This is a genomic window from Actinotignum timonense (assembly GCF_900155575.1).
GTDB lineage: Bacteria > Actinomycetota > Actinomycetes > Actinomycetales > Actinomycetaceae > Actinotignum > Actinotignum timonense.
Genome location: NZ_LT706966.1, coordinates 1,836,889 through 1,859,845 on the forward strand (window position 1 = coordinate 1,836,889; position 22,957 = coordinate 1,859,845).

Below are 22,957 nucleotides of genomic sequence, written 5' to 3' on the forward strand. Positions count from 1 at the left end.
ATCCTCACTCGTGCCCCGGGGGCACATTTGATCTACCAGATCTTTCGCGCCCGCGGGCGCGCTTTCACAAGGCAACTATTCGGTTGCGGCTGCGTTGTTATCCGTTTCGGAGGTTTTTGCGTTGCGTTCGGCCGCGCGTTTGGCGGCTTTCGCGCGCCGGTTCTCGCGTTCAGCTTCACGACGACGCCGCTGATCGGACTTCGCTTCGGACTTCCGCCGCGTGGGCGCAAGGACCATGGACATATTGCGCCCGTCAGCGCGAGGTGCTGCTTCCACAGTAGAAATTTCCGCGAGTTCTTCAGCCAGGCCGGAGAGCAGGCGCACACCCATTTCCGGGCGGGATTGTTCACGGCCGCGGAAACGAAGATCGAATTTGACCTTATCCCCGGCGTTCAGGAAACGTTCCGCCTGCGACTTCTTGGTGTTGTAGTCATTACCGTCAATCTTCAGCCCAATCCGGATGGATTTGATCTGAGTATTGGCCTGGTTACGACGTGCTTCCCGAGCTTTCTGGGCGGATTCGTACTTGTATTTCCCGTAGTCCATGAGGCGCGCGACCGGCGGATTGGAATTCGGAGCAACTTCCACCAGGTCAAGGTTCGCCTCAACGGCCAGGCGGAGCGCATCTTCCGTGCGCACCACACCAACCTGTTCACCGCTGGGGCCAACAAGGCGCACCTTAGGGACGTGGATGCGATCATTTACACGCGGTTCGTTGTTAATTGCAGTTCCTCTGTTCCTCAACGTGGACAACGCACGGAGTACTCCCGAGGTGACACGGCACGCCAAACGGCCATGTTACGAACCCGCTACCCTTTGATATGACCCGATCCTAATCTTTCCCGAAAATTTCTTTTCGAAACAGCGGCCCGGGCGGGCGGCTAGGTGGGATTTCTCCACTTGCGTTCCGGCAGAATGCCGGATTGACCGTACTAGTTTAGCACACCGGCATGAGTTATGAATAACACCGCGGGTTATTCTCCCCACATGCGACGGCGCAGCCACGCCCTGCAGCCATTGAACTCACCGCTCAGGAAAGCTCTGCGAGGGCTTGGGCAACGGTGAAGTTCCCTTCGTAGAAGGCTTTGCCAATGATGACGGAGTCCACGCGGCCGGACGAATCGCTATCGGCGCTCGCATCGCGCTCGCTCAGCTCCCGAACTGCACGCAGATCGGCAAGCGTCGCCATCCCGCCCGAGGCGGTGATGCGAGCCCGGCTCAGCCCTGCGACCCGCTGGAGTAACTCAAGGTTCGCCCCGGCAAGGGCGCCATCTCGGGTTCGATCCGTGACGATATAGCGGCGCGCACCGGCGTCGTCGAGAAAATCTATAACCTCACGCAACTCCCCAACATCGGTACCGGCACCGCGCGCAACCACCCGGGCGCCGTCGACATCAAGACAAACCGCCACCCGGTCCGCGTGCTGCGCCAGTACCCGCGCCACCCACGCGCGATCCCGCAGGGCGGTGGTTGCGAGGTTAATGCGTTCTGCACGGGTAGCGAGGGCGCGGTCGAGCACCTCCGGGGTGTCGATTCCGCCGGAAAGCTCCCAGCGCATCGGGCTGCTCTCCATGAGGCGCTCCAGCAGGGCGAAATTATCCCCGGTGCCGTATACAAGGTCGAGATCCACCAGGTGAATCCACTGCGCTCCGGCCGTCCGGAAATCCGCAATAGCCGCGGCCGGGTTACTCCATGCTTCCGGGCCGCTGCCCAGCCGCGCGGACCGCCCCGCCCGAATATCTACCGCGACGAGCAGCTCACAGGTCATCGCGATCCCCCGCGGAATCCTCATTACCATTTTCGCCCCGCGCTACTTTGCGCAGAATCTTCTCAATATCCGCCTGGGTGAGTTTCCCGGAATCCAAGGCTGCGCAGTCGGTAATAGAGCGCTCCCCCAGCATGAGCTCCTCCACGATGGGATCCAGGGAGTTGAGCAGCAAGCCGGAAGCGATTTCCTCATCGGCCTTGCCAGCGAAGAAACGCCGCGCCCGCACCATCCCGGATACGCCCGGTTCAAAACCGGTGGATTCTTTATCCAGGTTGACGTCAATAAGAATGGAGCCGTAGGGGCTGAGACGGGAGAGCATTCCAGCCACCGCGGGCGCGTCGTCGGAAAGGGAGGCGGGTTCCTCATCGGGATCCGGGCCGGTGATATTGCGGATATCCCACTCATCGTAGACGGGCGTTGCCAGCTGGCGGTACACCAGCGCCCCGGAATCCGTGGCCACCACCTGCACGTCCAGGCCGTGCAGCGCGCAGAGCGCCGCGAGGGCATCTGCGCTATCAAAAGGAGTGAGTACCGCGTAGGTGCGCACGTCAGTCATCGAGTTATCCTCCCCTTGCGCTTCGTTATTAGTTATTTTCCCAGGTGCCGGTGAGCAGGCCGCGGCCGAGCACGTGTTCGCGCGCCAGGAAATACGCCACCGCGGGCCGGGTTTCTGCATCGATATCTAGCACGGTATTGAGGGCGAGCACCGCGAAAATATAGCGGTGCGGGCCGTGGCCGGCCGGCGGGGCGGCGCCCTGGAAGCTCGGAGTTCCGCCGTCGTTCTTCAAGGTGAGAGCGGGTGCCGGAAGGTCATCGGAGCCGCCGGCCGCAATTTCCACGGTATCGGCGGGCAGATTCGCAACCGTCCAATGCCAGTAACCGGACGGGGTGGGAGCATCCGGGTCATAGCAGGAGACGAGCAAACTCACCGTGCCCTCCGGCGGGGTATCCCAGCCCAGTTGCGGATTGCGGTCCGCGCCGCCCGGCGTGGTGCCGGTGCCGGTTGCGCTTTCGGGCAGGGCTTCCCCGTTCGCGAAATCATCGGAGGTGAGGTGAAGATCAACGCTTCCGGCCGGCACTCCGGCGTAGGGATCGTGGGTGGTCATATCCGCTCCTTATGCGTGCTCGATGCGTGCGTGCGCGCCGCGGCCGTGCGGCGGGCGCGCTTAGTCCAGTCTAGCGTGATGAGGCCGCGCCTTCCGGCGCAATTTTGTCGACGGCGCCGCCGAATCGCCTCTCGCGCTGCCCGTAGGCGGCGCAGGCTTCCCACAAGGCACGCCGCTCGAATTCCGGCCAGGGCAGCGGGGAAAAATACAGTTCCGCGTAGGCACTTTCCCACATGAGGAAATTGGAGGTGCGGTATTCCCCGCCGGTACGGATAAGGAGATCGACGTCGCGCATGCGCGGGGCGTAGAGCTGGGCGGTCAGGGTTGCTTCGCTAATGCGCTCGGCTTTGAGTTCCCCGCGGGCCACCCGCTCCGCCACCGCGCGCACCGCATCCACGATTTCCGCGCGCCCGCCATAGTTAATGCACAGATTGAGGACCATCCGGGTATTTCCCGCGGTCAGTTCTTCCGCGGCGCGAATTTCACGCAGCACCGAGCGCCACAGCCGGCCCTCGCGGCCTACCCATTGCACCCGCACTCCCCATTCGTGGAGCTGATCGCGGTTGGCGCGGATAATATCGCGGGAAAATCCCATGAGGAAACGCACCTCAGAAGGCGAACGCCGCCAGTTTTCGGTAGAAAAAGCGTAGACGGAGAGCTCTGCGATTCCCACTTCCAGGGCGCCGGCCACCACGTCCATCAGAGAACGTTCGCCGGCTTTATGGCCTTCGGTGCGCGCCAGCCCGCGGGCATTCGCCCAGCGCCCATTGCCGTCCATCACGATGGCTACGTGTTCGGGCACCCGCCCCAGTGGCGGGGGCGTGATACCGGGCCGGTGGGCCGGGGTGGGGCGCTCCAGATGAGGGAGATGGTCCAGCTGCGCTCGATTCGGGTGCTCGTCTGTCATGATGCCGACCTCACGATCTGCAAGGAACGTACCTTGCGTTCCAAATACCATTGCACGTACGCGGAAATATATCCGTGTGCGGTTTCCCCGGCGCTGCCGGCCAGCGCGTCAATAACTTCCCAGTCCCCGCGCGCCAGGGCCGCGAGGAGCCTGCGGGTATCTTCACCCGGATAGGCGGCCCCGCGCGGGGCGCAACGCCGGCACACCAGGCCGCCGGCTTGCACATGGAAAGCCGTGAGGTCCTCCCCGCTGCCGCAGAGCGCGCAGGAGGTCACCGCCAGGCCCCACCCGGATACCGCCATGGCGCGCAGCAGGTAGGAATCCATAATCGGATAGGGTGCGTGCTGGCGGGCAGCCAGGGAATTGAGGGCGCCCAGGAGAAGGCGGTAGTGGGCCCGGTCCGGTTCGCCTTCCGCCCCGAGTTTTTCCGCGACTTCCACCATGGTGCTCGCGGCCGCGTAGGCTTCAAAATCGGGCGCGATAGCCCGCCCGAAGGGATTGAGGGTGGCCACCTCCGTGACAATATCGAGGCTGCGCCCCCGGTAGAGCTGCACATCCACGTAGGTGAACGGCTCGAGGCGCGCCCCGAATCGGGAGCGGGTGCGGCGCACCCCTTTGGCCACGCAGCGCACCAGGCCGTGCGCGCGTGCCAGCAGGGTGACAATGCGGTCCGCTTCCCCCAGGTCCTGCGTACGCAGGACTATTCCTTCATCCCGATAGAGTTTCACTGGCTCCCAGTTTAGCGGTGCGCACGATTGACAGCCGAGATAATCGCCTTGAGGCCGGCGCGTGTCGTGGAGGTGTGAATACCGCAGCCCCACAGCACCTGGTCATCAATCTCGCATTCCACATAGGCGGCCGCCGAAGCATCCGTACCCTCGCTCAGGGTGTGTTCGGCATAGTCGAGCACGTGGATATATTCGCCCAGCTGTTCCATCGCGTTGACGAAAGCGTGGATGGGGCCGTTGCCGCTGCCGTGCAGGCTGTGCTGCACGCCGTCCGCCTGGGTTTCCACGACGGCGCTAATATCGGTCCCCCCGCCGCTGTGATTGGTGAATTCCAGCGCACGCAAGCGGTAGCGACCCCACGGGGTGCTGACCGTGCTCCGGGCACCAGGTGCGCTCTGCGAGGCCGCAGCGCCCGCCGCGCCGGCCGAACCCGTTGCGCTCGTTGCACCCGCAGGCTCCACCGCAGCAGCGCCCGCCGGCTCCTGCTCCCCGTACCCTTGCGAGAGCGGAAGGTATTCGTCCACGAAAATATCCCAGAGAGTATCCGCACTGACTTCTTCCCCGGTGCGTTCCGTCCAGGTTTGCACAATGCGGGAGAGTTCGATTTGCATGCGCCGGGGCAGATCCAGATTGCGGGTGGTTTGCATGAGGTAGGCAACCCCGCCCTTGCCGGACTGGGAATTGACCCGCACGATGGCATCGTAGGTACGCCCCACATCCTTGGGGTCAATGGGCAGATAAGGCAGCGCCCAGGGAACCTGCCGCTCGTCTCCCCCGGCTGCGGCCAGATCCGCGGCCCGGCGTTGCATCCCCTTCTTAATGGCGTCCTGATGGGAGCCAGAGAACGAGGTGTAGACAAGCGAACCGGCGTAGGGCACCCGCGGGCCCACCTCAATCCCGGTGCATTCTTCGCACACATCCACGATGGCATCAATATCGGAAAGATCCAGTTCCGGATCAATCCCCTGCGAATAAAGATTCATGGCCACCGTAATAAGGTCAACGTTTCCGGTGCGCTCCCCCTGCCCGAAGAGGCAGCCCTCCACCCGGTCAATACCGGCGAGCATCGCCAATTCGGTGGTGGCCACCCCGGTGCCGCGATCATTGTGGTTATGCGCGGAAAGCGCCACGTACTCGCGCTTGGGGATATGGCGGGAGAAGTATTCGATTTGATCGGCGTAGACGTTCGGGGTGGCGCGTTCCACCGTGGTGGGTAGATTAATAATAATTTCGCGCTCGGCATCCGGTTGCCACACATCCATGACGGATGAGCACACCTCGAGGGCGTAATCAATTTCAGTATCCACGAAAATCTCCGGGGAATATTCGAAGCCGAAAATAAGATCGTCCGGAAGTACCTTTTCGGCGTAGGCCACGATTTCCCGGGTTCCGGCCATGGCCAGTTCGCGGATGGCTTCCTTGGAGGAACCGAAAACCACATCGCGGAAAACCGGCGAGGTGGCATTGTACAGGTGCACGGTGGCGCGCGGGAATCCGGCCAGCGCATCGATGGTGCGGTGAATAAGTTCGGGGCGCGACTGGGTGAGAACCGAGACGGTCACGTCGTCAGGCACCGCACCGTCCTCGGCCAGGGAGCGCACAAAATCCCAATCGGTTTGGGAGGCGGCCGGGAAACCGATCTCAATTTCCTTCACGCCGATCTTGACGAGCAGATCAAAAATCCGCCGTTTGCGGATCATATCCATCGGTTCGATAAGGGCCTGGTTGCCGTCGCGCAGATCGGTGGAGAGCCAGCGCGGCGCCTTGGTAATACGATTATTGGGCCAGGTACGATCCGGCAGCGCAATCGGATTTGTATCCAGGAAAGGCCGATACTTGTAGAAGGGCATGCCCGAGGGGCGCTGACGGTGCGTGTATCCGGAAGTTTTCATGGGGTGGTCACCTTTTATTTTTTGTGTGGCGGTCAAATTTAAGAACGACGGCGCAGCTTAACCCGCCGCGAGGAGCCGAATAAGCTCGCGGCGGCTCATAAGGAGAAGGCGAGAGGTACCCATAGGCATAACTCTAACCCCTCAGCTAGCTGAATATGCACAGATTTGTCCGCGATGTGAGACTTACAGGACCGCCGGGAAGGCATTCCAGTAGCCCAAGCTCATGAGTAGCACCGCTTGGGCGCACAGGGTGAGCAGGGTGGTGATCCGCGCGATACGCCCCATGCCGGGCCGGGCATTCCAGCTGCGGAACGCAGCCCGCACGTGCATCCACGCCGCCCCCAGCGCCGCCAGGTGGACGAGGGCGAAACCTCCCTGCACGATCAGCAGATTATGGGAATAGGTGAGCGCGATATGGGCAACGGCCACCAAATACACGAGGAAGACCGCCCAGGCACCCACCACCGAGAGGGAAGCGAGATTGAGAGCTGCCCCCGATCCGGAGAAATTCGAGAGGCGATGCCCGCGCACCGGAATCCAGCACACCGCCACCAGCACGATGCTCACCGCCAGGAGGGCCACGCCGCCCAGCGCGATATAGAGCGCCGTTTGGGCGGTGAACCACCCGCCGGCCGTGAGGGTGGGGGCCACGAAGGCCTGCCGTGGTTGGTCACCGGCCACCCGCGGTTGCGCCGTCGCCGTAAAGGGTAAACCATTGACCCAATCCGCGGTATCTTGCATGGCCGCGCGCGAAAGCTTGCTGCGGTTGATCTGGAGGCCGTGGTCGGCGTCCTTGTAATAGCGCACCGTGAGCGCGCTGTTGCCGGCCTCTTCCAGGTAGCGGGCCATCATCTGCGGGCCCTGGATGGTCGGCATGGAATTATCGGCCGTGCCGTAAAGCATGAGGACCGGCATGGTCATCTGCTTCTCGTAAGGTGCCGCATCGAAATCGATATAGCGGAACGTATCGGGGCCAAAATCCTGGCCGATGAGTTTAGGGATGGCGGCGCGCAGTCGGGCCGGGGCGTGAATTTCGCGCAGGTAGGCATCGGCCGCGTACGCGCCCTGCTGGCGGATCGGGAGCACCGGCGCGCTAATGAGAGCCACGTAATTGACCGCCTTCGCGCTGGTGGCCACAATCGGCGCCACGAAACAGCCTTCGGATACCGCGTACAGGCCCGAGTGGCGCGCATCAACATCCTCCCAGGAGAGCATCTCCCGGTACACATCCTCAAAATCCGCGGCGAGCTGGAGGTAATCGCGATGCGTCGTCGTATAGTTCGCCACCCGTTTTTCCGGAACCACCGTAATAATCCCGGTGGAGGCAATCGCGTCGGTTTCCCGCCCGAAATCGCGCGCGGAGGAGGTACCGGTGCCGTGGATAAAAAGCATCCCGGGCACCACCGATGCCGCGCCCACCGGGCGTTTGACGACGGCGGGAATCAGGGTGCCATCGCGCAAGGTAATCGTGACGGTGCTACTGGCCACCTGGTAGGTTCCCAGCCGCGCGGTGGGGACCCCGGTGGAAATGGTGGTATCCGGGGTTTGCGGGGCAATCGCCGCGGTCATGGGCTGCGGATTCCAGCCCGGGCCGAAGGCGCTCCCGATGAGCCCGGCAGCCAACACCACAATCAGCCAGGTGACGAAGCGTTTGTGGGTGGGCAGCCAGCGCCGCCAGCCCCGGTGCGCGGCGCGTTCCGGCTGTGCGCTGCGTTCCGCGCGATCCGCGCTCTCTAGGCTGCTAGCCGGCACCAGGGTGCGCCCCGGCGGCGGATTTTCGGTGGGCGGGGTGTAGGGAAGATCAGTCAGGCGCACGTATCAGAACCCGAGTCGATCCAGCATTTTCGGGTCGCGCTGCCAGTCTTTGGAGACCTTCACGTGCAAATCAAGGTAGACCGGCGTGCCCAGCAGCGCCTTAATCGCTTTGCGGGCATCGCGCCCGATCTGGCGCAGGCGCGCTCCCCCGCGTCCGATAACAATCCCCTTCTGGGAATCGCGCTCCACGTGCAGCGAAGCATGGATGCGCACCAGCGGGCCCCCGTTGGGCGCGGTCTCCTCAATAATTTCGTCGATGGTGACCGCGAGGGAATGCGGGAGTTCCTCGCGCATTTTTTCCAGGCCGGCTTCGCGGATAAGTTCCGCGATAAGGGTTTCTTCCGTTTCATCGGTGATGGCATCCAGCGGATACAGCGGCGGGGAAACGGGAAGCTGCTTAATGATCTGCTCGGTGAGGAGTTCCACCTGATCCATCGTGGCTGCGCTCACCGGCACAATCTCCACGAAATCGTGGAAAGCCGCCACGGCCACAATTTTTTCCGCGAGGGCTTCGCGGGTAACCAGATCGGTTTTGGTAATCGCGGCGATCATGGGAACTTTCGCGCGCACCGCCAGATCGAGGAGGTATTTATCACCCGGCCCGAGTTTTTCATTGGCGGGCAGGCACATGATGATGGTGTCCACATCGGCGATGGAATCGCGCACCATATCGCCTAGGCGTTCCCCCAGCAGGGTGCGCGGGCGGTGCATTCCCGGGGTATCCACAAGGATCACCTGGCCGGCATCCCGGGTCACAATGGCGCGGATAATACGCCGGGTGGTTTCCGGGCGGGCGCTGGTAATGGCGACCTTTTTCCCCACCATCGCATTGGTGAGGGTTGATTTCCCGGCGTTCGGGCGGCCCACCACCGAGGCGAACCCGGCCCGAAATTCTGTGTTCTCCACCGTCATTGTGTTTTAGTCCTCGCCCTCATCTTCGGTTTCTTCGCGCGCAACGATAATAGTCGATAACCGGCGCCGGCGCCCTTCGAAGCGGTCGGCCACCATGTGGATTCCGGCCACGGTTGTTTCGGCACCGCGGATGGGGACCCGCCCGATGCTCTTGGCGAAGAGGCCGCCGGCGGTATCTACGTCGTCGTCCTCCAATTCGATTCCGAAGAGGTCACCGAGGTCGTCAATGGGCATGCGCGCCGGGATCCGGAAGCTTCCCGCTTCGAGTTCTTCCACGGCCGGGAGGGCCCGGTCGTGCTCATCGGAAATTTCGCCCACGAGTTCTTCCACGAGGTCCTCGATGGTGACCAGGCCGGCAATTCCGCCGTATTCATCCACCACGAGGGCGATATGAACCTGGTCGGCCTGCATTTCCCGCATGAGGGTGTCAATAATCTTGGTTTCCGGTACAAAGACCGGTTCGCGTACCAGATCGGCTACCCGCAAGTCATCGTGCTGGTGGCGCCGGTGCACCCGCCGGATTACGTCTTTGAGGTAGAGCACGCCGATCACATCATCAATGGATTCCCGGTAGACCGGCACCCGGGAGAAACCGGAGCGGGTAAAGAGGGAAATAGCGCGGTCCAGGGTTTCATCCGCCTCCACCGCGATCATATCGGTACGCGGCACCATAACCTCGCGCACCAGGGTGTTACCCATATCGAAAAGCGATTGCAGGATATCGCGTTCGGCATCGTCCAGGGCTTCGGATTCGGCCACGCGTTCCACCATGACGGCGAGCTGGTCTTCTTGGCGCTGTTCGGCTTCCTCGGGTGAAAATTCGCGTTCCCGGATGAGTAGCGAGAGCAGCCAGGTGAGTGGGGAGAGCCACCAGGTGGCTTTGCGTAGCACCCGCTGGTGGCGTTCCACCCCGAAACTCAGGGGGTTGAAGAAGGCGAAAGCGAGGAGGGCTAGGACCGTGACGCCGAAGAAAATGGGGAAGATCTGCCACCAGGCCGCCACATCCGTTCCCAGGGCGAAAGTGAAGCAGATTCCGTAGCTGGCCATGAGGAGGGCACGCACCACGGCGATGCCCATGGAGGCGGCCGGGCGGCGGGCCATAATGGCCACCACGCGCGCCGAACCGCGTTCCTTATGGGCGTACATTTCCGCGGCTTCGGTGCGGGTCATGCGCCCGAGGGCCGCGCCCACCACCGTGCACCACAAAGAAAGCAGGAGGCACAGGCCGGCAGCTATATAAAACGGGGCGGAGGGCAGCGTTCCCGCTGCCACGGGTAAGTGATCCATCCTTTCTTACACCTCCGTGGGGCGCGGATCGCCTCCCCCGCGTTCGGACAGGAACACGAGGAGGAGTTGGCGTTGCAGAGCGAACATGGTGTCTTTTTCTTCCGGGGTTGCGTGATCGTAGCCGAGCAGATGCAGGATCCCGTGGGTCACGAGGAGCAGAATTTCTTCCGCGGTGGAGTGCCCCATGGCGTGGGCTTGGCGGCTGGCAACCTGCGGGCATACCGCAATATCGCCGAGCATTCCCGGGCGTGGTTCTTCGCCGGGCGGGGCCGGGCGCACCTCATCCATGGGGAAAGACATCACGTCTGTGGGCCCTTCCAGGTCCATCCACGTGACGTGGAGATCCGCCATGGCATCTTCATCGAGGAGCACGATGGAGAGGTCCGCCATGGAATGCACCCGCATCTTATCGAGGACGTAGGTGGCTAGCTCCGAGATCTCTTCCAGATCCGGGGCCGGACTAAAACTCGATTCGTCATTTACTTCTATCATGTGGTCTTTCCTGACAACCGTTCCCTAGATTCTCCCGAAACTGCCCTACCGCAACACACGCCTCAGCGTACGCCGCACTACGCGCCGCTACTCACGCCTATTGCCCCGCGCTAGTGCTGCCGGGAATCCCAGCGGGCATAGGCGTCAATAATTTCGGCAACTAAGCGGTGGCGCACCACGTCCGCCGAACTCAGCTCCGAGAAATGAATCCCCGGAACATCGCGCAGTATCCGGCGCACCACCTGCAATCCGGACACTTTATTCGCCCCGAGATCAACCTGGGTGATATCGCCTGTCACCACCATTTTAGAGTTGAAGCCGAGCCGGGTGAGGAACATTTTCATTTGTTCGGGTGTGGTGTTCTGCGCCTCGTCCAAAATCACGAAGGCATCGTTGAGGGTGCGCCCGCGCATATAGGCCAGCGGCGCCACCTCAATGGTGCCGGCCGCCATGAGTTTCGGGATGGAATCCGCGTCGAGCATGTCATACATGGCGTCGTAAAGCGGGCGCAGGTACGGGTCGATTTTATCGGTGAGAGATCCGGGCAGGAAGCCGAGGGATTCTCCGGCTTCCACCGCCGGGCGCGTCAAAATAATACGTTTGACCTGCCCGTCATTGAGGGCCACCACCGCTTTGGCCATGGCCAAATAGGTTTTCCCGGTGCCGGCCGGGCCGATCCCGAAGGTAATATCGTGGGCGTCGATGGCGTCCACGTAGGCTTTTTGCCCCAGGCTTTTCGGCCGGATCGTTTTACCGCGGTTCGATAAAATATCGGTGTGCAGCAGCGTGGTGGGATGCGCCACGCCGGCGCGCGCGATATCAACGGCGCGGGCAACCGCGTCCCGGGTGAGGATTTCACCTTCGGCGACGACGTCGATTAATTCCCCGATGAGCGATTCGGCAAGATCGAGTTCCGCGGCCGGGCCGGTCAGGGTGATCCGGTGGCCGAGCACGTGAATGGTGGTGGGGGCTAGCCGTTCTTCCAGGGTTCGCAGCACGTCATCACGATGCCCGAGCAGATGAATCATGGAAACCCGGTCCGGCACCACAATGGTGCGCTGGCTGTTTTCTGTGTGCGTCATTACGTCCTATAGTAGCGTGCCGAGCGCGCGCACGGTGGCGATACTTGCCAGGGCGTAGGCCCCGGCGGAGGCGCTGCGCAGCACATGCGCTCCCAGCAGCACCGGGATGGCGCCCGCTGCCTGCAAGATCTCCATTTCTTCCGGTGCGATTCCGCCTTCCGGGCCGATAATGACAGCCACGGGGCCGGCTATTTGCGCGGGGCTTAGCTTGCCGCGGGCCACCGCCTCGGCCAGGGTCAGTTCGGCTTCCTCGTGGCAGAGCAGCACAGTGCTCCCGGTGAGGGCCTGGGGTAGCTGCGCCGTCGTACTTAAAGAACGGATGCGCGGAATATAGCTGCGCCGTGATTGTTTCGCGGCGGCGCGGGCCGTTGCCTGCCAGCGCGCCCGGCCCTTCTCCTCTTTGTTTTTCCAGGAGGCGACGCAGCGGGCCGCTTCCCACGGGACGATATCCCACACCCCGTATTCGGTGCAGGTTTCCACGGCCTGTTCGTCGCGCCCTCCTTTGGCGAGGGCCTGCACCAGGGTGATCGGCCCGGCCGGTTTCGGTTCCGCGCTCGCTTCCTCCACGCGGGCACGCAGCTCATTTTTGGCGACGGCGCTCACCGTGCAGCGGGCCCGCCGGCCCTCCCCATCGGAGATGAGGATCTCCTCCCCTACCCGGATACGCATGACGCCAGCGTGGCGGGCTTCGTCACCGGTGAGGCTCAGTTCCTGGCCCACGCTCAGGGCGGCGCCGGCTCCGCCCCCGGGCCGGGTGGCGGGGAAGTCGGCGAAGAAAAGCGGGAGCGTCACAGCGAGCTCAACCTTTCGCGCAATTTATCGAAGAAGGATTTGCCCTGCTCGGCGAGTTGGGCGTCCTGCACGCTTTCTCCGCGTAGGTCGGCCAGTTCGCGTAGAAGTTCACGTTGGCGTTCGTCCAGGTCGGTGGGGGTTTTCACCGCGACGGTGATCCGCATATCCCCGCGGCCTTTGCCGCGCAGCCGCGCCACGCCCAGGCCCTTGAGGGTGAGGACCACGCCGGAGGAGGTCCCGGCGGGAATCTCCAGCTCACGGTCCCCATCCAGGGTGGGGATGGTGACGCTGCCGCCCAGGGCCGCGAAGGTCATGGGTACCTGGACTTCGCCGAGGAGTTCATCGCCCACGCGCTGGAAAATGGGGTGTTCTTCCACCCGGATTTCCACGAAGATATCGCCGGCCGGGGCGCCGAAGGTTCCGGCGTCGCCCTGGCCGCGCAGGCGGATGCGCATACCGTTCTCGATGCCGGCCGGGATCTCCACGGTGAGGGTTTTTTCTTGGCGGATGCGCCCGGTGCCGTGGCAGGGGCGGCAGGGGTCGGCGATAACGGTGCCGTGGCCTTCGCAGGTGTGGCAGGGCACCTGGGTGACCATCTGGCCGAAGAGGGAATTCGTGACCTGCTGGACCATCCCCTGACCCTGGCAGGCCCCGCAGGTCACCGGCTGGGATCCGGCCGCGCAGCCGCTGCCCGCGCAGGTGGGGCAGACGGTGAAGAAGGAGTCGCTCACCTGGCGTTGGGCTCCAAAGACCACGTCGGACAGTTCGATGCTCAACCCGAGGAGGGCATCGCGCCCGCGTTCTCCGCGCGGGGCCGGGCCGCCGGCGCGCATTCCCCCGCCCCCGAAGAAGGTGGAGAAGATATCGTTCATATCGAAACCGAAACCGGCCGCTCCGGCTCCCCCTCCGCGTCCGCCCAGGTCATATTGGCGGCGCGAATCCGGGTTGGAGAGCACCGTATACGCTTCGTTGACTTCCTTATAGCGTTCGGCGGCTTCCGGACCGGCGTGATCCGGGTGTAATTTGCGCGAGAGGCGCAGGTACGCTTTGCGGATTTCTTCCTGGCTCGCCTCGCGTTCCACCCCGAGGGTTTCGTAAAAATCAGCCACATTTCTCCCGTCTTTGTTCTTTTCTGCGCCCTGCCCGCACGCCGGCGCGCTTCACTCCGAGTGACCGCGCCCGGCGCCGCGCGCTACGCTGCGATAGTTCCGTTCCCTACCACCGCGATCACCACTACGACTGCCACTACGACTGCCACTACGACTGCCCGGACAGAATACCGGATAGATAGTGGGCAACGGCACGCACCGCCGCAATATTCCCGGGATAGTCCATTCGGGTAGGGCCGACGACGCCTACCCGGGCCACTTCATGCCCGGCTACTTCGTAACTTGAGGAGACCACCGAGGTCTCGCTCAGGTTTTCATGGTCATTTTCCACGCCGATGGATACCGCCACATCAGTTTCCATCGCGGCGAGGAGGCGCAGCAGCACCACCTGTTCCTCCAGGGCATCCAGCACCGGGGAAATCGAGTGGAGGAAATCTACCGAGTGGCGCGAGAGATTGGCGGTGCCGGCCATGGTGAGGCGGTCCTCCGCGCCGGTATGCACCGCGGTGGTAAGCGCCGCCGCAATATCGCGCAGGGCCGCGGCGGCTTCCGGTTCGCTGCGTTCAGCGATCTCCGCGAGGACGGCCACCGCGGTGGTGAGCGGCTGGCCATTACAGCGGGTGGTGACTTCCCGGCTCACCGCGTCCACATCCAGGCCCTCCAGGTGCGGAGGCACCGCGATCACGCGCTGTTCTACCCGCCCCGCGCTGGTAATAACCACGAGGAGAATACGGGTGGCGCCGAGCCAAATGAGTTCCAGGTGGCGCAGCACCGCTTTATCGAGGGCCGGGTATTGGATAACTGCGACCTGCTGGGTGAGATGGGAAAGCAGGCGGGCCGCGCGCTCTAGTACATCATCCAGATCCACCGCGGCATCCAAGATTTGGCTAATGGCGCGCCGTTCCGCCCGGGAGAGCGGTTTAACGGTGGTGAGGGAATCCACGAAAGCCCGGTAGCCGGCATCGGTGGGGATACGCCCGGCCGAGGTATGCGGGTGGGTGAGCAGCCCGGCTTCTTCCAGGACCGCCATATCATTGCGGACGGTGGCCGGGGAAACTCCCAGCGCGTAGCGTTCCACGAGGGCCTTGGATCCCACCGGTTCGCGGGTGGTGACGTAATCGCGCACAATCGCCTCAAGAACGCGCCCGCGCCGATCTTCTGCCGCCACCGGTATCCTTCCTCCCTGCGCCGCGGAGCCACCGAGATGCTCTTGGCGTTACCTTGAGTTTTCTTGAGCCTCGCTCAGCACTCTACATCTTCGAGTGCTAATTCTACGCGGGGCGGACCCTGAGCGCATACCCTTAGAGCGTGATGTTCTCTGCTACCGGAATGCCTGATCGCTACGGCGACGACGTCCTCGCCCACGACCCGCACGACCACCGCCGCGCTTCCCGCCCCGTCCCGGCCGCACCCGGCCTCCTTATTGAAGACGTGGCCTCCGGCTTTGTGGGCGAAGTGCTCTCGGTGGGGAAAGTAGCCGGGCACTGGCAGATGGAACTAGAGGGCCGCGGCGGGGTGCGCCGTTCCTTCCCGCTGGGCAAAGGCTATTGGATCGACGGCGAACCGGTGGAGATCACCGCCCCGCGCGCGGAGGCGCCGCGCGGCCGGCTCCTCACCGCCTCCGGTTCCTTTCACGTGAAAGCACGGGCGCGCGTGGCACGCGCCTCGCGTATCTGGGTGGAGGGTAAGCACGACGCCGAACTGGTAGCCAAGATCTGGGGCGAGGATCTGGCCCTCGAAGGGGTGGTGGTTGAGGAATTACTCGGGGTGGATAACCTGGAAGCCGTGGTGCGGGAAACTGCCCCCGATGATGAGCATCGCCTGGGTGCGTTGGTGGATCACCTGGTACCCGGCTCGAAAGAATCGCGGATCGCGGCGCGGGTGGCCGGCCCGGGCGTGCTGGTGCTCGGCCATCCCTATATTGATGTGTGGCAGGCCATTAAACCGAACGCGGTGGGCTTGCGGGCCTGGCCGGAGGTACCGCGCGGGGAAGATATTAAGGTGGGTACCCTGCGCCGGCTCGGCTGGCCGCACGAAACGGCCGAGGATATTGGCCGGGCCTGGGCCCACATCCTCTCCTGCGTGCACTCCTATAAAGATATTGAGCCCGCGCTGCTGGGCCGCATGGAGGAACTCATCGATTTCGTCACCGCCGCCGGAACGCGGTAGTAGCCGTTATCTGAGCGCCATCACCGCAGCTCACGCGTCCGCCGGCTTCGCCACGCGAACCGAGCTACAATCCCGATGCCCTCAGGGTATATCCTTGCTGCGTGCGCTTATCCGGCCCCGGCCGGAGCCGCTGCCCTCGTTGTTTCGGTTCTTCTTCACCCCTATCAGGAGTTGTGATCACGTGGCCCTCCAGCGCCGCTCCCTCGTGGACAAAATCGCTGTTGCGTCCCCGCGCGGCACCCTCGCCGTCGCTTCGGTTCTCGTGGGACTTGTTTCTCCCTTCATCACGCTATCGGGAGAAAACGCCACCACGATTGTGTTCTTCCGCTTCGGCTTAGCTTTCCTTGCCCTGCTGCCCATGGTTGTTCATGAATGGCGCCAGTACGGGCCGATGCGGCGCACTGATCTGCTGCTCTACGCGGTGTGCGGGGTGTGCTTCGGTGTGGATATGGCCCTGTGGACACCCTCCGTGCTGCTGGCCGGCCCCTCGGTTTCCGCCGTGGTGGTCAATTACGTGCAGGCCCTCGCTGTGCCTTTGGTCGCGTGGCTGTTCTTCCGCAACCGGGTGCCGTGGATGTTTTTCGTAGCCGCACCTTTTTCGCTCGGCGGGATTTTCTTGCTTTCCGGTATTCTCGACGGCGCTGGCGGATCCGACCTGGTACGTGGCATTATCCTCTCCGCGCTCGCGGGTCTGACCTACACCGTTTATGTGGTCCTCACCGGGCGCACGAATTCGCCACATCACCAGGGCACCGCCATGGCGATTGTGTGCCTGGTTACTACGGTGGTGTCCACTCCGCTCCTCATTGCTACTCACGGGCCTCTCACCCTCGCGCTGTCGGCGAGTTCCTGGGGCTGGATGATTCTTATTGCGCTGTCCAGCCAGGTGCTGGGGTGGTTGTTCTGCCAGGCGAGTATGCCGCTGGTTAATCCTTCCGTGGCCGCCACCCTGATTTTGATTCAGCCGCTGAGCGCTATTGTTTTTTCCGCGGTTCTTGTGGGTGAACGGCTTTCCGCCCTGCAATGGCTAGGCGCGATTATTATGCTGCTCGGAATTTTCCTCATCGGGCGGGCCCCGAAGCGCCGCTACCGGCTCGGTATCAAGCGCCCGTCGCTGCGTATCCGGCGTAGGCCCGTAGCGTAAAACTTCCGCGACGGACGACCTTCGCGGTGCCCCTTCGATAGATTGCGACTATGGTCCCCTACCACGAAGGAGTAGCTATGCGGGGTAACAATGTCACCACTTTCCCGGTTCTTGCCGATAAGAGCGTTATTGTCACGGGCGGCGCCTCCGGACTCGGGCGCGAAGCATCGATTCTTTTTGCTGAAGCCGGCGCCAAGGTTGTCGTCGCTGATTACAATCTGGAAGGCGCTGAAGAAACTGTCGCCACCATCAAGAAGGCTGGTGGCGAAGCTATTGCGGTGCGTACCGATGTTTCTGATTCCGAATCTGTCCAAAAGATGGTTGCTACCGCGGTAGAAACCTACGGGCGCTTGGATGGTGCTTTCAATAATGCCGCGGCGGCCCCCGATAATGCGCTCACCTCGGAATTCGATGAAGACTACTGGGATAAGCTCATGAAAGTCGATCTCAAGGGTGTGGCGCTGTGCATGAAGTACGAAATTAAGCAGTTCCTCGCGCAAGGCGATGGAGGTACCATCGTCAATACCGCTTCGGTTTCCGGAATTCGGCCCCAACCCTTTAACCCCGCCTATGTTTCCGCCAAGCACGGCGTGATTGGCCTAACCAAGGTGGCAGCAGTGGAGAACGGGCCACATAATATCCGCGTCAACGCTATTGCCCCGGGCGCAATTGATACTCCCATGCTGCACGATGCACTCGAAGCCCTGGGGACGAGCGGCGAGGAATACGCACCCATGATTTCCTTGCTCAATCGTTTTGGTAGCCCGCGCGAAATCGCGCAACCGGCCCTGTGGTTGCTTTCCGATGCGGCTTCTTACGTGACGAGCACCGTGATCGCCGTGGATGCCGGTTACACCGGGCGTTAGCGCCCGGCACGTTCAGAAATAACCAGACCCCGCGCTACCAGAGCGCCCGGGTCACGGTATCAGCCAGGAGCCGCCCGCGCCGGGTCAGAACAAGACGCCCGGCGCGGGCGCTTTCTGCCTCCACTAAACCGTCCCGAACCAGGCCCTCCACTACCGCGGCTTCCACGCCGGCGGGAATATCAATTCCGCGGCTCATCCGGATACCGAGCATGATTTTTTCTTCACGTTGTTCGGCCGGGCTGAGAACTTCTCGCTCCAAGGCCGGCGAAGTAATGGCCGGCTGGCTCGCGGCTGCCTCGCCCGGCGCGCGGAGCGCGGCGGCGCCGTCGTCGTTCCCTATTCCGCGCGCCCAGACCCGATCCGCGTAAGCGCGCGGGTGTTTGACGTTCCAGAACCGCACCCCGTTAATATGCGAGTGGGCGCCGGGGCCGTACCCCCACCAATTCGCGTTCTCCCAGTAATAGCAATTGTGGCGGCATTCGTGGCCGGGGCGGGCCCAATTCGAAATCTCGTACCAGCAGTAGCCGGCTGCGGAGAGGATATCGTCGGCGACCTCGTATTTATCGGCGAGCTCGTCCGGATCGGGGAGGCTGATAAGGCCGCGGCGGGCCTGCATCCCCATTTTGGTGCCCGGTTCCACCATGAGCCCGTAGGCGCTGATATGCGCGGGTTCGAGGGCAAGGGCGGCCGCGAGCGAGGTACGCCACTGCTCCATCGTTTCCCCGGGCGCCCCGTAAATAAGGTCGAGAGAATACTCCAGGCCCAGCTCGCGAGCCCAGCCGGTCACGCGTTCGACCTGGCCGGGGCTGTGTTGGCGGTCGAGGGTGCGCAGCACCTCGGGCACAGCCGATTGCATCCCGAAGGAGATGCGGGTGAAACCGCCGGCCCGCAGGGTGGCGAGAGCCGCGCGGTCCACGGATTCCGGATTGCATTCCGTGGTGATTTCGGCGCCCTCGGTCAAGCCGAAAGCGCGCTCGAGCTCCGCGAGCACCGCGACGAGCTGCCCGGCGTCCAGCAGCGTGGGAGTACCGCCCCCGAAGAAAACCGTGCGCAGCGCAGCGCGGTTGGTGCCGGTATCGAGGACCTCGCGCGAGAGCGCTATTTCGCGGGCGAGGGACGCCGGGAAATCATCGCGGCCCGCGCCCGGCCCGAAGCTCGGCTTGGTGTAGGTGTTGAAATCGCAATAGCCGCAGCGCACTGTGCAAAAAGGAATGTGGACGTAGGCGGAAAACCCGGCGTTCACATCCGGGTTCGGGAGCGCGCCGGAGGCCGGGGCCGGCTCGCCGTGCGGAAGGGACGCCATGGGAGCCTAGGCTCGCGCCGCGGTATCGGTATCCGCGGGTGCTGCGGCACCGGTATGCTCGCGCGCCGCGGGTTCCAGCGCGGTGCGCAGCGCGAGAATATCGTGGATGGTGCGCCCGGCCGCGATACCGCGCTCCTCGAAACGGGTGAGCACGCGTTCCTCCCAGCGCGGCGCGAAACCGCCGCGTTCCGGGGTGGGATCCGCGGGGTCCGGGCGTTCACCGGCGTGCGGATTCGTGAAATACGGGGATGATTCGACAACGTCGCGCATCTGCCACGCGTAATTATCCCAATCCGTGGCCAGCCGCCAGGCGCCCCCCTCCCGGAGCATTCCGGCCACCACCGTGGCAAAAGGCGCGGCAACCAGACGGCGCTTATGGTGGCGGGCTTTACGCCAGGGATCGGGGAAGAAAGTCCATACCTGCTCGGCGCGCGGATTCGCGGCATTCGGATGGGTGGCACTGCGCGCCGGCCCGCAAGCAGTCACATCCTCCCCGCGAGCCAGGCCCGCGCATTCCAGCCCAAAGAGGACGGGGAGCGCTTGGGCGGCATCGGCCTCCAGCACCCGCACGTTCGTGGCGCCCGCGCGCAGAATACTGGCCACGCAGCGCGCCGCGCCGGGAGCCCAGGCTTCCACGAGCAGCACATTATATTCGGGGTGGCGCTGGGCAAAAGAAACCCCGTGCTCGCCCGAACCGGGGCCGATTTCCACGGCGAGCGGGGCCTCGCGGCCGAAAACTTCCCCGAGGTCGCAGCGGGCATCCAAGGCTACCGTGGTGGCCTGGGGTCCGGGTGCCAGCGGCACAAAAAGTTCGGGGTGGCGGGCCACCGTTTCTTCGTGGCGCGCACCCAGGCGCGAACCGCGCAAGGAGAAGGAGCGGATGCGCCATTGGGAGCGCTCGGGTGCGGAGGGCCCGGCTGCGCCGTCGTGCTGGGGCGGCGCGGCATCCGGGTGAGCCGCGCGTAAATCTTCGGGACGCTCGGACATATCTACTTCCCCGTGGGTGCTTCGGAGGTGAGAGCCGCCACGAAAGCTTCCTGGGGCACGTCCACGCGCCCGATGGATTTCATGCGCTTCTTACCTTCCTTCTGCTTCTCCAGCAGCTTGCGTTTACGCGAGACGTCGCCGCCGTAGCACTTGGAGAGCACGTCCTTACGCAGCGCCTTGATGGTTTCGCGGGCGATAATGCGCGAACCCACCGCGGCCTGCACCGGAATTTCGAATTGCTGGCGCGGGATGAGGGTCTTGAGTTTCTTCGTCATCTCATTGCCGTAGGAGTAGGCCTTGTCCTTGTGGACGATCGCGGAGAAAGCATCGACCTGCTCGTGATTGAGCAGCACATCCACCTTGACCAGATCGGAGGGCTGTTCACCGGCAATATCGTAATCGAGGGAAGCGTAGCCCTTCGTACGCGACTTGAGCTGGTCAAAGAAATCGGTGACGATCTCCGCCAGCGGCAGCACGTAGTGAATCTCCACCCGCTCAGCGGTGAGGTAATCCATACCCTGGAGCGCCCCGCGCCGTTCCTGGCACAGCTCCATAATGGAGCCCACGTAATCGGAAGGAGCCAGGATCGTGGCGCGCACGGTCGGTTCGTAAATCTCGCGAATTTTCCCTTCCGGGAATTCCGAAGGATTCGTGACGGTCAGTTCTTCACCGGCATCCGTGATGACCCGGTAGATCACCGAGGGCGCGGTGGCAATAATATCGAGGTCGAATTCCCGCTCGAGGCGTTCGCGAATAATCTCCAGGTGGAGCAGGCCCAGGAAGCCGCAGCGGAACCCGAAACCGAGGGCCACCGAGCTTTCCGGTTCGTAAACCAGCGAAGCGTCATTGAGCTTGAGTTTTTCCAGCGCTTCGCGCAGGTTCGGGAAATCGGAGCCGTCCATCGGGTAAATCCCGGAGTACACCATCGGTTTCGGATCGAGGTAGCCGGGCAGGGCTTCGGTGGCGCTTTCTCGAGCGCCGGTCACGGTATCCCCCACGCGGGTTTGGCGCACATCCTTCACGCCGGTGATGAGGTAGCCGACCTCCCCGGCGCCCAGCGCGGTAGTGGGCGTGGGTTCGGGGGAAATCACGCCCAGTTCCAGGAGTTCGTGTTCGGTGCGGGTGGCCATGGTGCGCACCTTCGAACGGGTGGTCAGCTCACCATCAACCACACGCACATAGGTAACGACCCCGCGATAAATATCGTAAACAGAATCGAAAATCATGGCGCGGGCCGGACCGTCCGGGCGCCCCGACGGCGCGGGAACCTCCGCGACGATCCGGTCGAGCAGCTCGGGCACACCCTCCCCCGTTTTCCCGGAGACTGCCAGGCAGTCTTCCGGTTCCACACCCAGGAGCGAGGCCACTTCTTCCGCGATTTTTTCTGGCTGCGCGGAAGGCAAATCGATTTTATTGAGGACAGGAATAATAGTGAGATCGTTTTCCATGGCCATATACAAATTGGCCAGGGTTTGCGCTTCGATTCCCTGGGTGGCATCCACGAGCAGCACCGCACCTTCGCAGGCCGCCAGCGAACGGTTGACCTCATAAGAAAAGTCCACGTGGCCCGGGGTGTCGATCATATTGAGAGCGTAGGCTTTCCCTTCCACCGACCACGGCAAACGCACGGCCTGCGATTTGATGGTGATGCCGCGCTCACGCTCGATATCCATCCGGTCCAGGTATTGATCACGCATTTCGCGCTGCTCCACAATCCCGGTGAGCTGGAGCATCCGGTCAGCCAGCGTGGACTTTCCGTGATCAATATGCGCAATAATGCAAAAATTTCGGATACGCTCGGGCGCCGTCGCGCCCGGAATAATGGCGCGCGATTCCTCAGCGGAAGAAATAGGCACGTCTCTCCTTCACAATAAACTCTGCTCAAGTATAGTCCTTGGACCATAATGGATATGGATATATCGGTCACGGGAGTTTGCCATGAATGTTCCTTTGTCAGTGTTAGATTTCGCTACGCGGTACGACGGCGAAGCTCCGGCCGCGGCCCTGCACCGCTGCGTGGACCTCGCTAAGCGCGCCGAAGCCGCCGGTTACACCCGGGTGTGGTACACCGAGCATCACAATATGCCCACGGTGATCTCCTCCTCCCCCGCGATTATCATCGGCTACGTTGCCTCACATACCTCCCGGATTCGGCTGGGCGCGGGCGGGGTAATGCTCCCCAACCATTCCCCGCTCGTCATTGCTGAACAATTCGGGGCGCTGGCGGACATGTATCCGGGGCGTATTGATTTAGGGCTCGGGCGGGCGCCGGGCACCGATAGCCGTACCCTCTACGCGCTGCGCCGTGATGCCAGCGCTTATGAGAACTTCCCGCGCGATGTGGTGGAACTCCAGGGGTTCCTCGGGGATACCTCCCGGGTGCCGGGGGTGGCGGCCTATCCAGGCCAAGGCACCCACGTACCCCTCATTATTCTGGGTTCTTCGCTTTTCGGAGCGGATCTGGCCGCGCAGTTAGGCCTGCCCTATTCTTTCGCTTCCCATTTCGCTCCGCGCCTGCTCCACGAGGCTATCGGCCACTACCGGGAGAATTTCCAGCCCTCGGAGGAGCTGGCCGAGCCCTATGTTATTGCGGCGGTG

General features: G+C 63.1%; 22 protein-coding genes. 4 read left to right on the forward strand and 18 right to left on the reverse strand.

Translation table 11 applies throughout. The features are described from left to right. Positions 1-75: 75 nt before the first annotated feature. The 15 genes from infC to hrcA all read right to left on the reverse strand — a co-directional run bounded on the left by infC (position 76) and on the right by hrcA (position 15,058). Complete coding sequence (infC, locus tag CZ322_RS07795) at positions 76-789, reverse strand: translation initiation factor IF-3 (RefSeq protein WP_407636967.1); 714 nt, start codon at positions 787-789, stop codon at positions 76-78. A 241-nt stretch (positions 790-1,030) separates the two neighbouring features. Next, on the reverse strand, positions 1,031-1,792 hold the full coding sequence (locus CZ322_RS07800; protein WP_159455017.1) for a HisA/HisF-related TIM barrel protein: 762 nt from the start codon (positions 1,790-1,792) through the stop codon (positions 1,031-1,033). Further along, on the reverse strand, positions 1,758-2,324 hold the full coding sequence (locus tag CZ322_RS07805) for a hypothetical protein (RefSeq protein ID WP_087070842.1): 567 nt from the start codon (positions 2,322-2,324) through the stop codon (positions 1,758-1,760). The genes CZ322_RS07800 and CZ322_RS07805 overlap by 35 nt, the downstream gene beginning before the upstream one ends. A gap of 28 nt (positions 2,325-2,352) precedes the next feature. Then, positions 2,353-2,874 (reverse strand): YbhB/YbcL family Raf kinase inhibitor-like protein, encoded by a 522-nt coding sequence (locus CZ322_RS07810; RefSeq protein ID WP_087070843.1) that lies wholly within the window; start codon positions 2,872-2,874, stop codon positions 2,353-2,355. 70 nt (positions 2,875-2,944) lie between these two features. Further along, positions 2,945-3,781 (reverse strand): polyprenyl diphosphate synthase, encoded by an 837-nt coding sequence (gene uppS, locus CZ322_RS07815; protein ID WP_087070844.1) that lies wholly within the window; start codon positions 3,779-3,781, stop codon positions 2,945-2,947. Next, positions 3,778-4,509 (reverse strand): DNA repair protein RecO, encoded by a 732-nt coding sequence (gene recO, locus CZ322_RS07820; RefSeq protein WP_087070845.1) that lies wholly within the window; start codon positions 4,507-4,509, stop codon positions 3,778-3,780. Before recO ends, uppS begins: the two co-directional genes overlap by 4 nt. A gap of 11 nt (positions 4,510-4,520) precedes the next feature. Further along, entirely contained in the window at positions 4,521-6,401 is a 1,881-nt protein-coding gene (locus CZ322_RS07825; protein ID WP_087070846.1) for a 2-isopropylmalate synthase, read from the reverse strand. 183 nt (positions 6,402-6,584) lie between these two features. Then, complete coding sequence (locus tag CZ322_RS07830; RefSeq protein WP_087070847.1) at positions 6,585-8,216, reverse strand: alpha/beta hydrolase family protein; 1,632 nt, start codon at positions 8,214-8,216, stop codon at positions 6,585-6,587. Positions 8,217-8,219: 3 nt separating this feature from the next. Further along, positions 8,220-9,128 (reverse strand): GTPase Era, encoded by a 909-nt coding sequence (era, locus tag CZ322_RS07835; protein WP_087070848.1) that lies wholly within the window; start codon positions 9,126-9,128, stop codon positions 8,220-8,222. Positions 9,129-9,134: 6 nt separating this feature from the next. Then, positions 9,135-10,415, reverse strand: a complete 1,281-nt coding sequence (locus tag CZ322_RS07840) for a hemolysin family protein (RefSeq protein ID WP_087070849.1) — start codon at positions 10,413-10,415, stop codon at positions 9,135-9,137. A gap of 6 nt (positions 10,416-10,421) precedes the next feature. Beyond that, positions 10,422-10,907 carry an rRNA maturation RNase YbeY gene (gene ybeY / locus CZ322_RS07845; RefSeq protein WP_026429421.1) on the reverse strand — a complete coding sequence of 162 codons (486 nt, stop codon included), beginning with the start codon at positions 10,905-10,907 and terminating at the stop codon, positions 10,422-10,424. A 110-nt stretch (positions 10,908-11,017) separates the two neighbouring features. Further along, complete coding sequence (locus CZ322_RS07850) at positions 11,018-11,989, reverse strand: PhoH family protein (protein WP_087070850.1); 972 nt, start codon at positions 11,987-11,989, stop codon at positions 11,018-11,020. 6 nt (positions 11,990-11,995) lie between these two features. After that, positions 11,996-12,781: a 16S rRNA (uracil(1498)-N(3))-methyltransferase gene (locus CZ322_RS07855; RefSeq protein WP_087070851.1), complete on the reverse strand. Its 786-nt coding sequence runs from the start codon at positions 12,779-12,781 to the stop codon at positions 11,996-11,998. Beyond that, the gene (dnaJ, locus tag CZ322_RS07860) at positions 12,778-13,890 is read right to left on the reverse strand and encodes a molecular chaperone DnaJ (RefSeq protein ID WP_087070852.1); all 1,113 of its coding nucleotides are present in this window, start codon (positions 13,888-13,890) and stop codon (positions 12,778-12,780) included. Before dnaJ ends, CZ322_RS07855 begins: the two co-directional genes overlap by 4 nt. A 148-nt stretch (positions 13,891-14,038) precedes the next feature. Beyond that, positions 14,039-15,058 carry a heat-inducible transcriptional repressor HrcA gene (gene hrcA / locus CZ322_RS07865; protein WP_026429424.1) on the reverse strand — a complete coding sequence of 340 codons (1,020 nt, stop codon included), beginning with the start codon at positions 15,056-15,058 and terminating at the stop codon, positions 14,039-14,041. Between the two features lie 143 nt (positions 15,059-15,201). On the opposite strand from hrcA, the gene CZ322_RS07870 reads away from it, so the two are divergent. From CZ322_RS07870 to CZ322_RS07880, 3 genes are all read left to right on the forward strand, one after another. Beyond that, positions 15,202-16,059 (forward strand): DUF3097 family protein, encoded by an 858-nt coding sequence (locus CZ322_RS07870; RefSeq protein WP_087070853.1) that lies wholly within the window; start codon positions 15,202-15,204, stop codon positions 16,057-16,059. 181 nt (positions 16,060-16,240) lie between these two features. Continuing rightward, the gene (locus tag CZ322_RS07875) at positions 16,241-17,203 is read left to right on the forward strand and encodes a DMT family transporter (RefSeq protein ID WP_159455018.1); all 963 of its coding nucleotides are present in this window, start codon (positions 16,241-16,243) and stop codon (positions 17,201-17,203) included. A gap of 77 nt (positions 17,204-17,280) precedes the next feature. Further along, positions 17,281-18,069 (forward strand): SDR family NAD(P)-dependent oxidoreductase, encoded by a 789-nt coding sequence (locus CZ322_RS07880; RefSeq protein WP_087070855.1) that lies wholly within the window; start codon positions 17,281-17,283, stop codon positions 18,067-18,069. Between the two features lie 34 nt (positions 18,070-18,103). On the opposite strand, the gene hemW is transcribed toward CZ322_RS07880, so the two are convergent. From hemW to lepA, 3 genes are read right to left on the reverse strand one after another with little or no spacing between them, the layout of a single operon-like run. Further along, positions 18,104-19,372, reverse strand: coding sequence for a radical SAM family heme chaperone HemW (gene hemW, locus CZ322_RS07885; protein WP_087070856.1), 1,269 nt, complete (start codon positions 19,370-19,372; stop codon positions 18,104-18,106). A gap of 6 nt (positions 19,373-19,378) precedes the next feature. Then, complete coding sequence (gene trmB, locus CZ322_RS07890; RefSeq protein ID WP_234984507.1) at positions 19,379-20,359, reverse strand: tRNA (guanine(46)-N(7))-methyltransferase TrmB; 981 nt, start codon at positions 20,357-20,359, stop codon at positions 19,379-19,381. Positions 20,360-20,361: 2 nt separating this feature from the next. After that, on the reverse strand, positions 20,362-22,215 hold the full coding sequence (lepA, locus tag CZ322_RS07895; protein WP_087070857.1) for a translation elongation factor 4: 1,854 nt from the start codon (positions 22,213-22,215) through the stop codon (positions 20,362-20,364). Positions 22,216-22,297: 82 nt separating this feature from the next. Between lepA and CZ322_RS07900 the strand changes: the two genes are divergently transcribed. Then, positions 22,298-22,957 (forward strand): LLM class flavin-dependent oxidoreductase (locus CZ322_RS07900; RefSeq protein WP_143231903.1); only part of this gene is annotated, 660 nt, incomplete at its 3' end.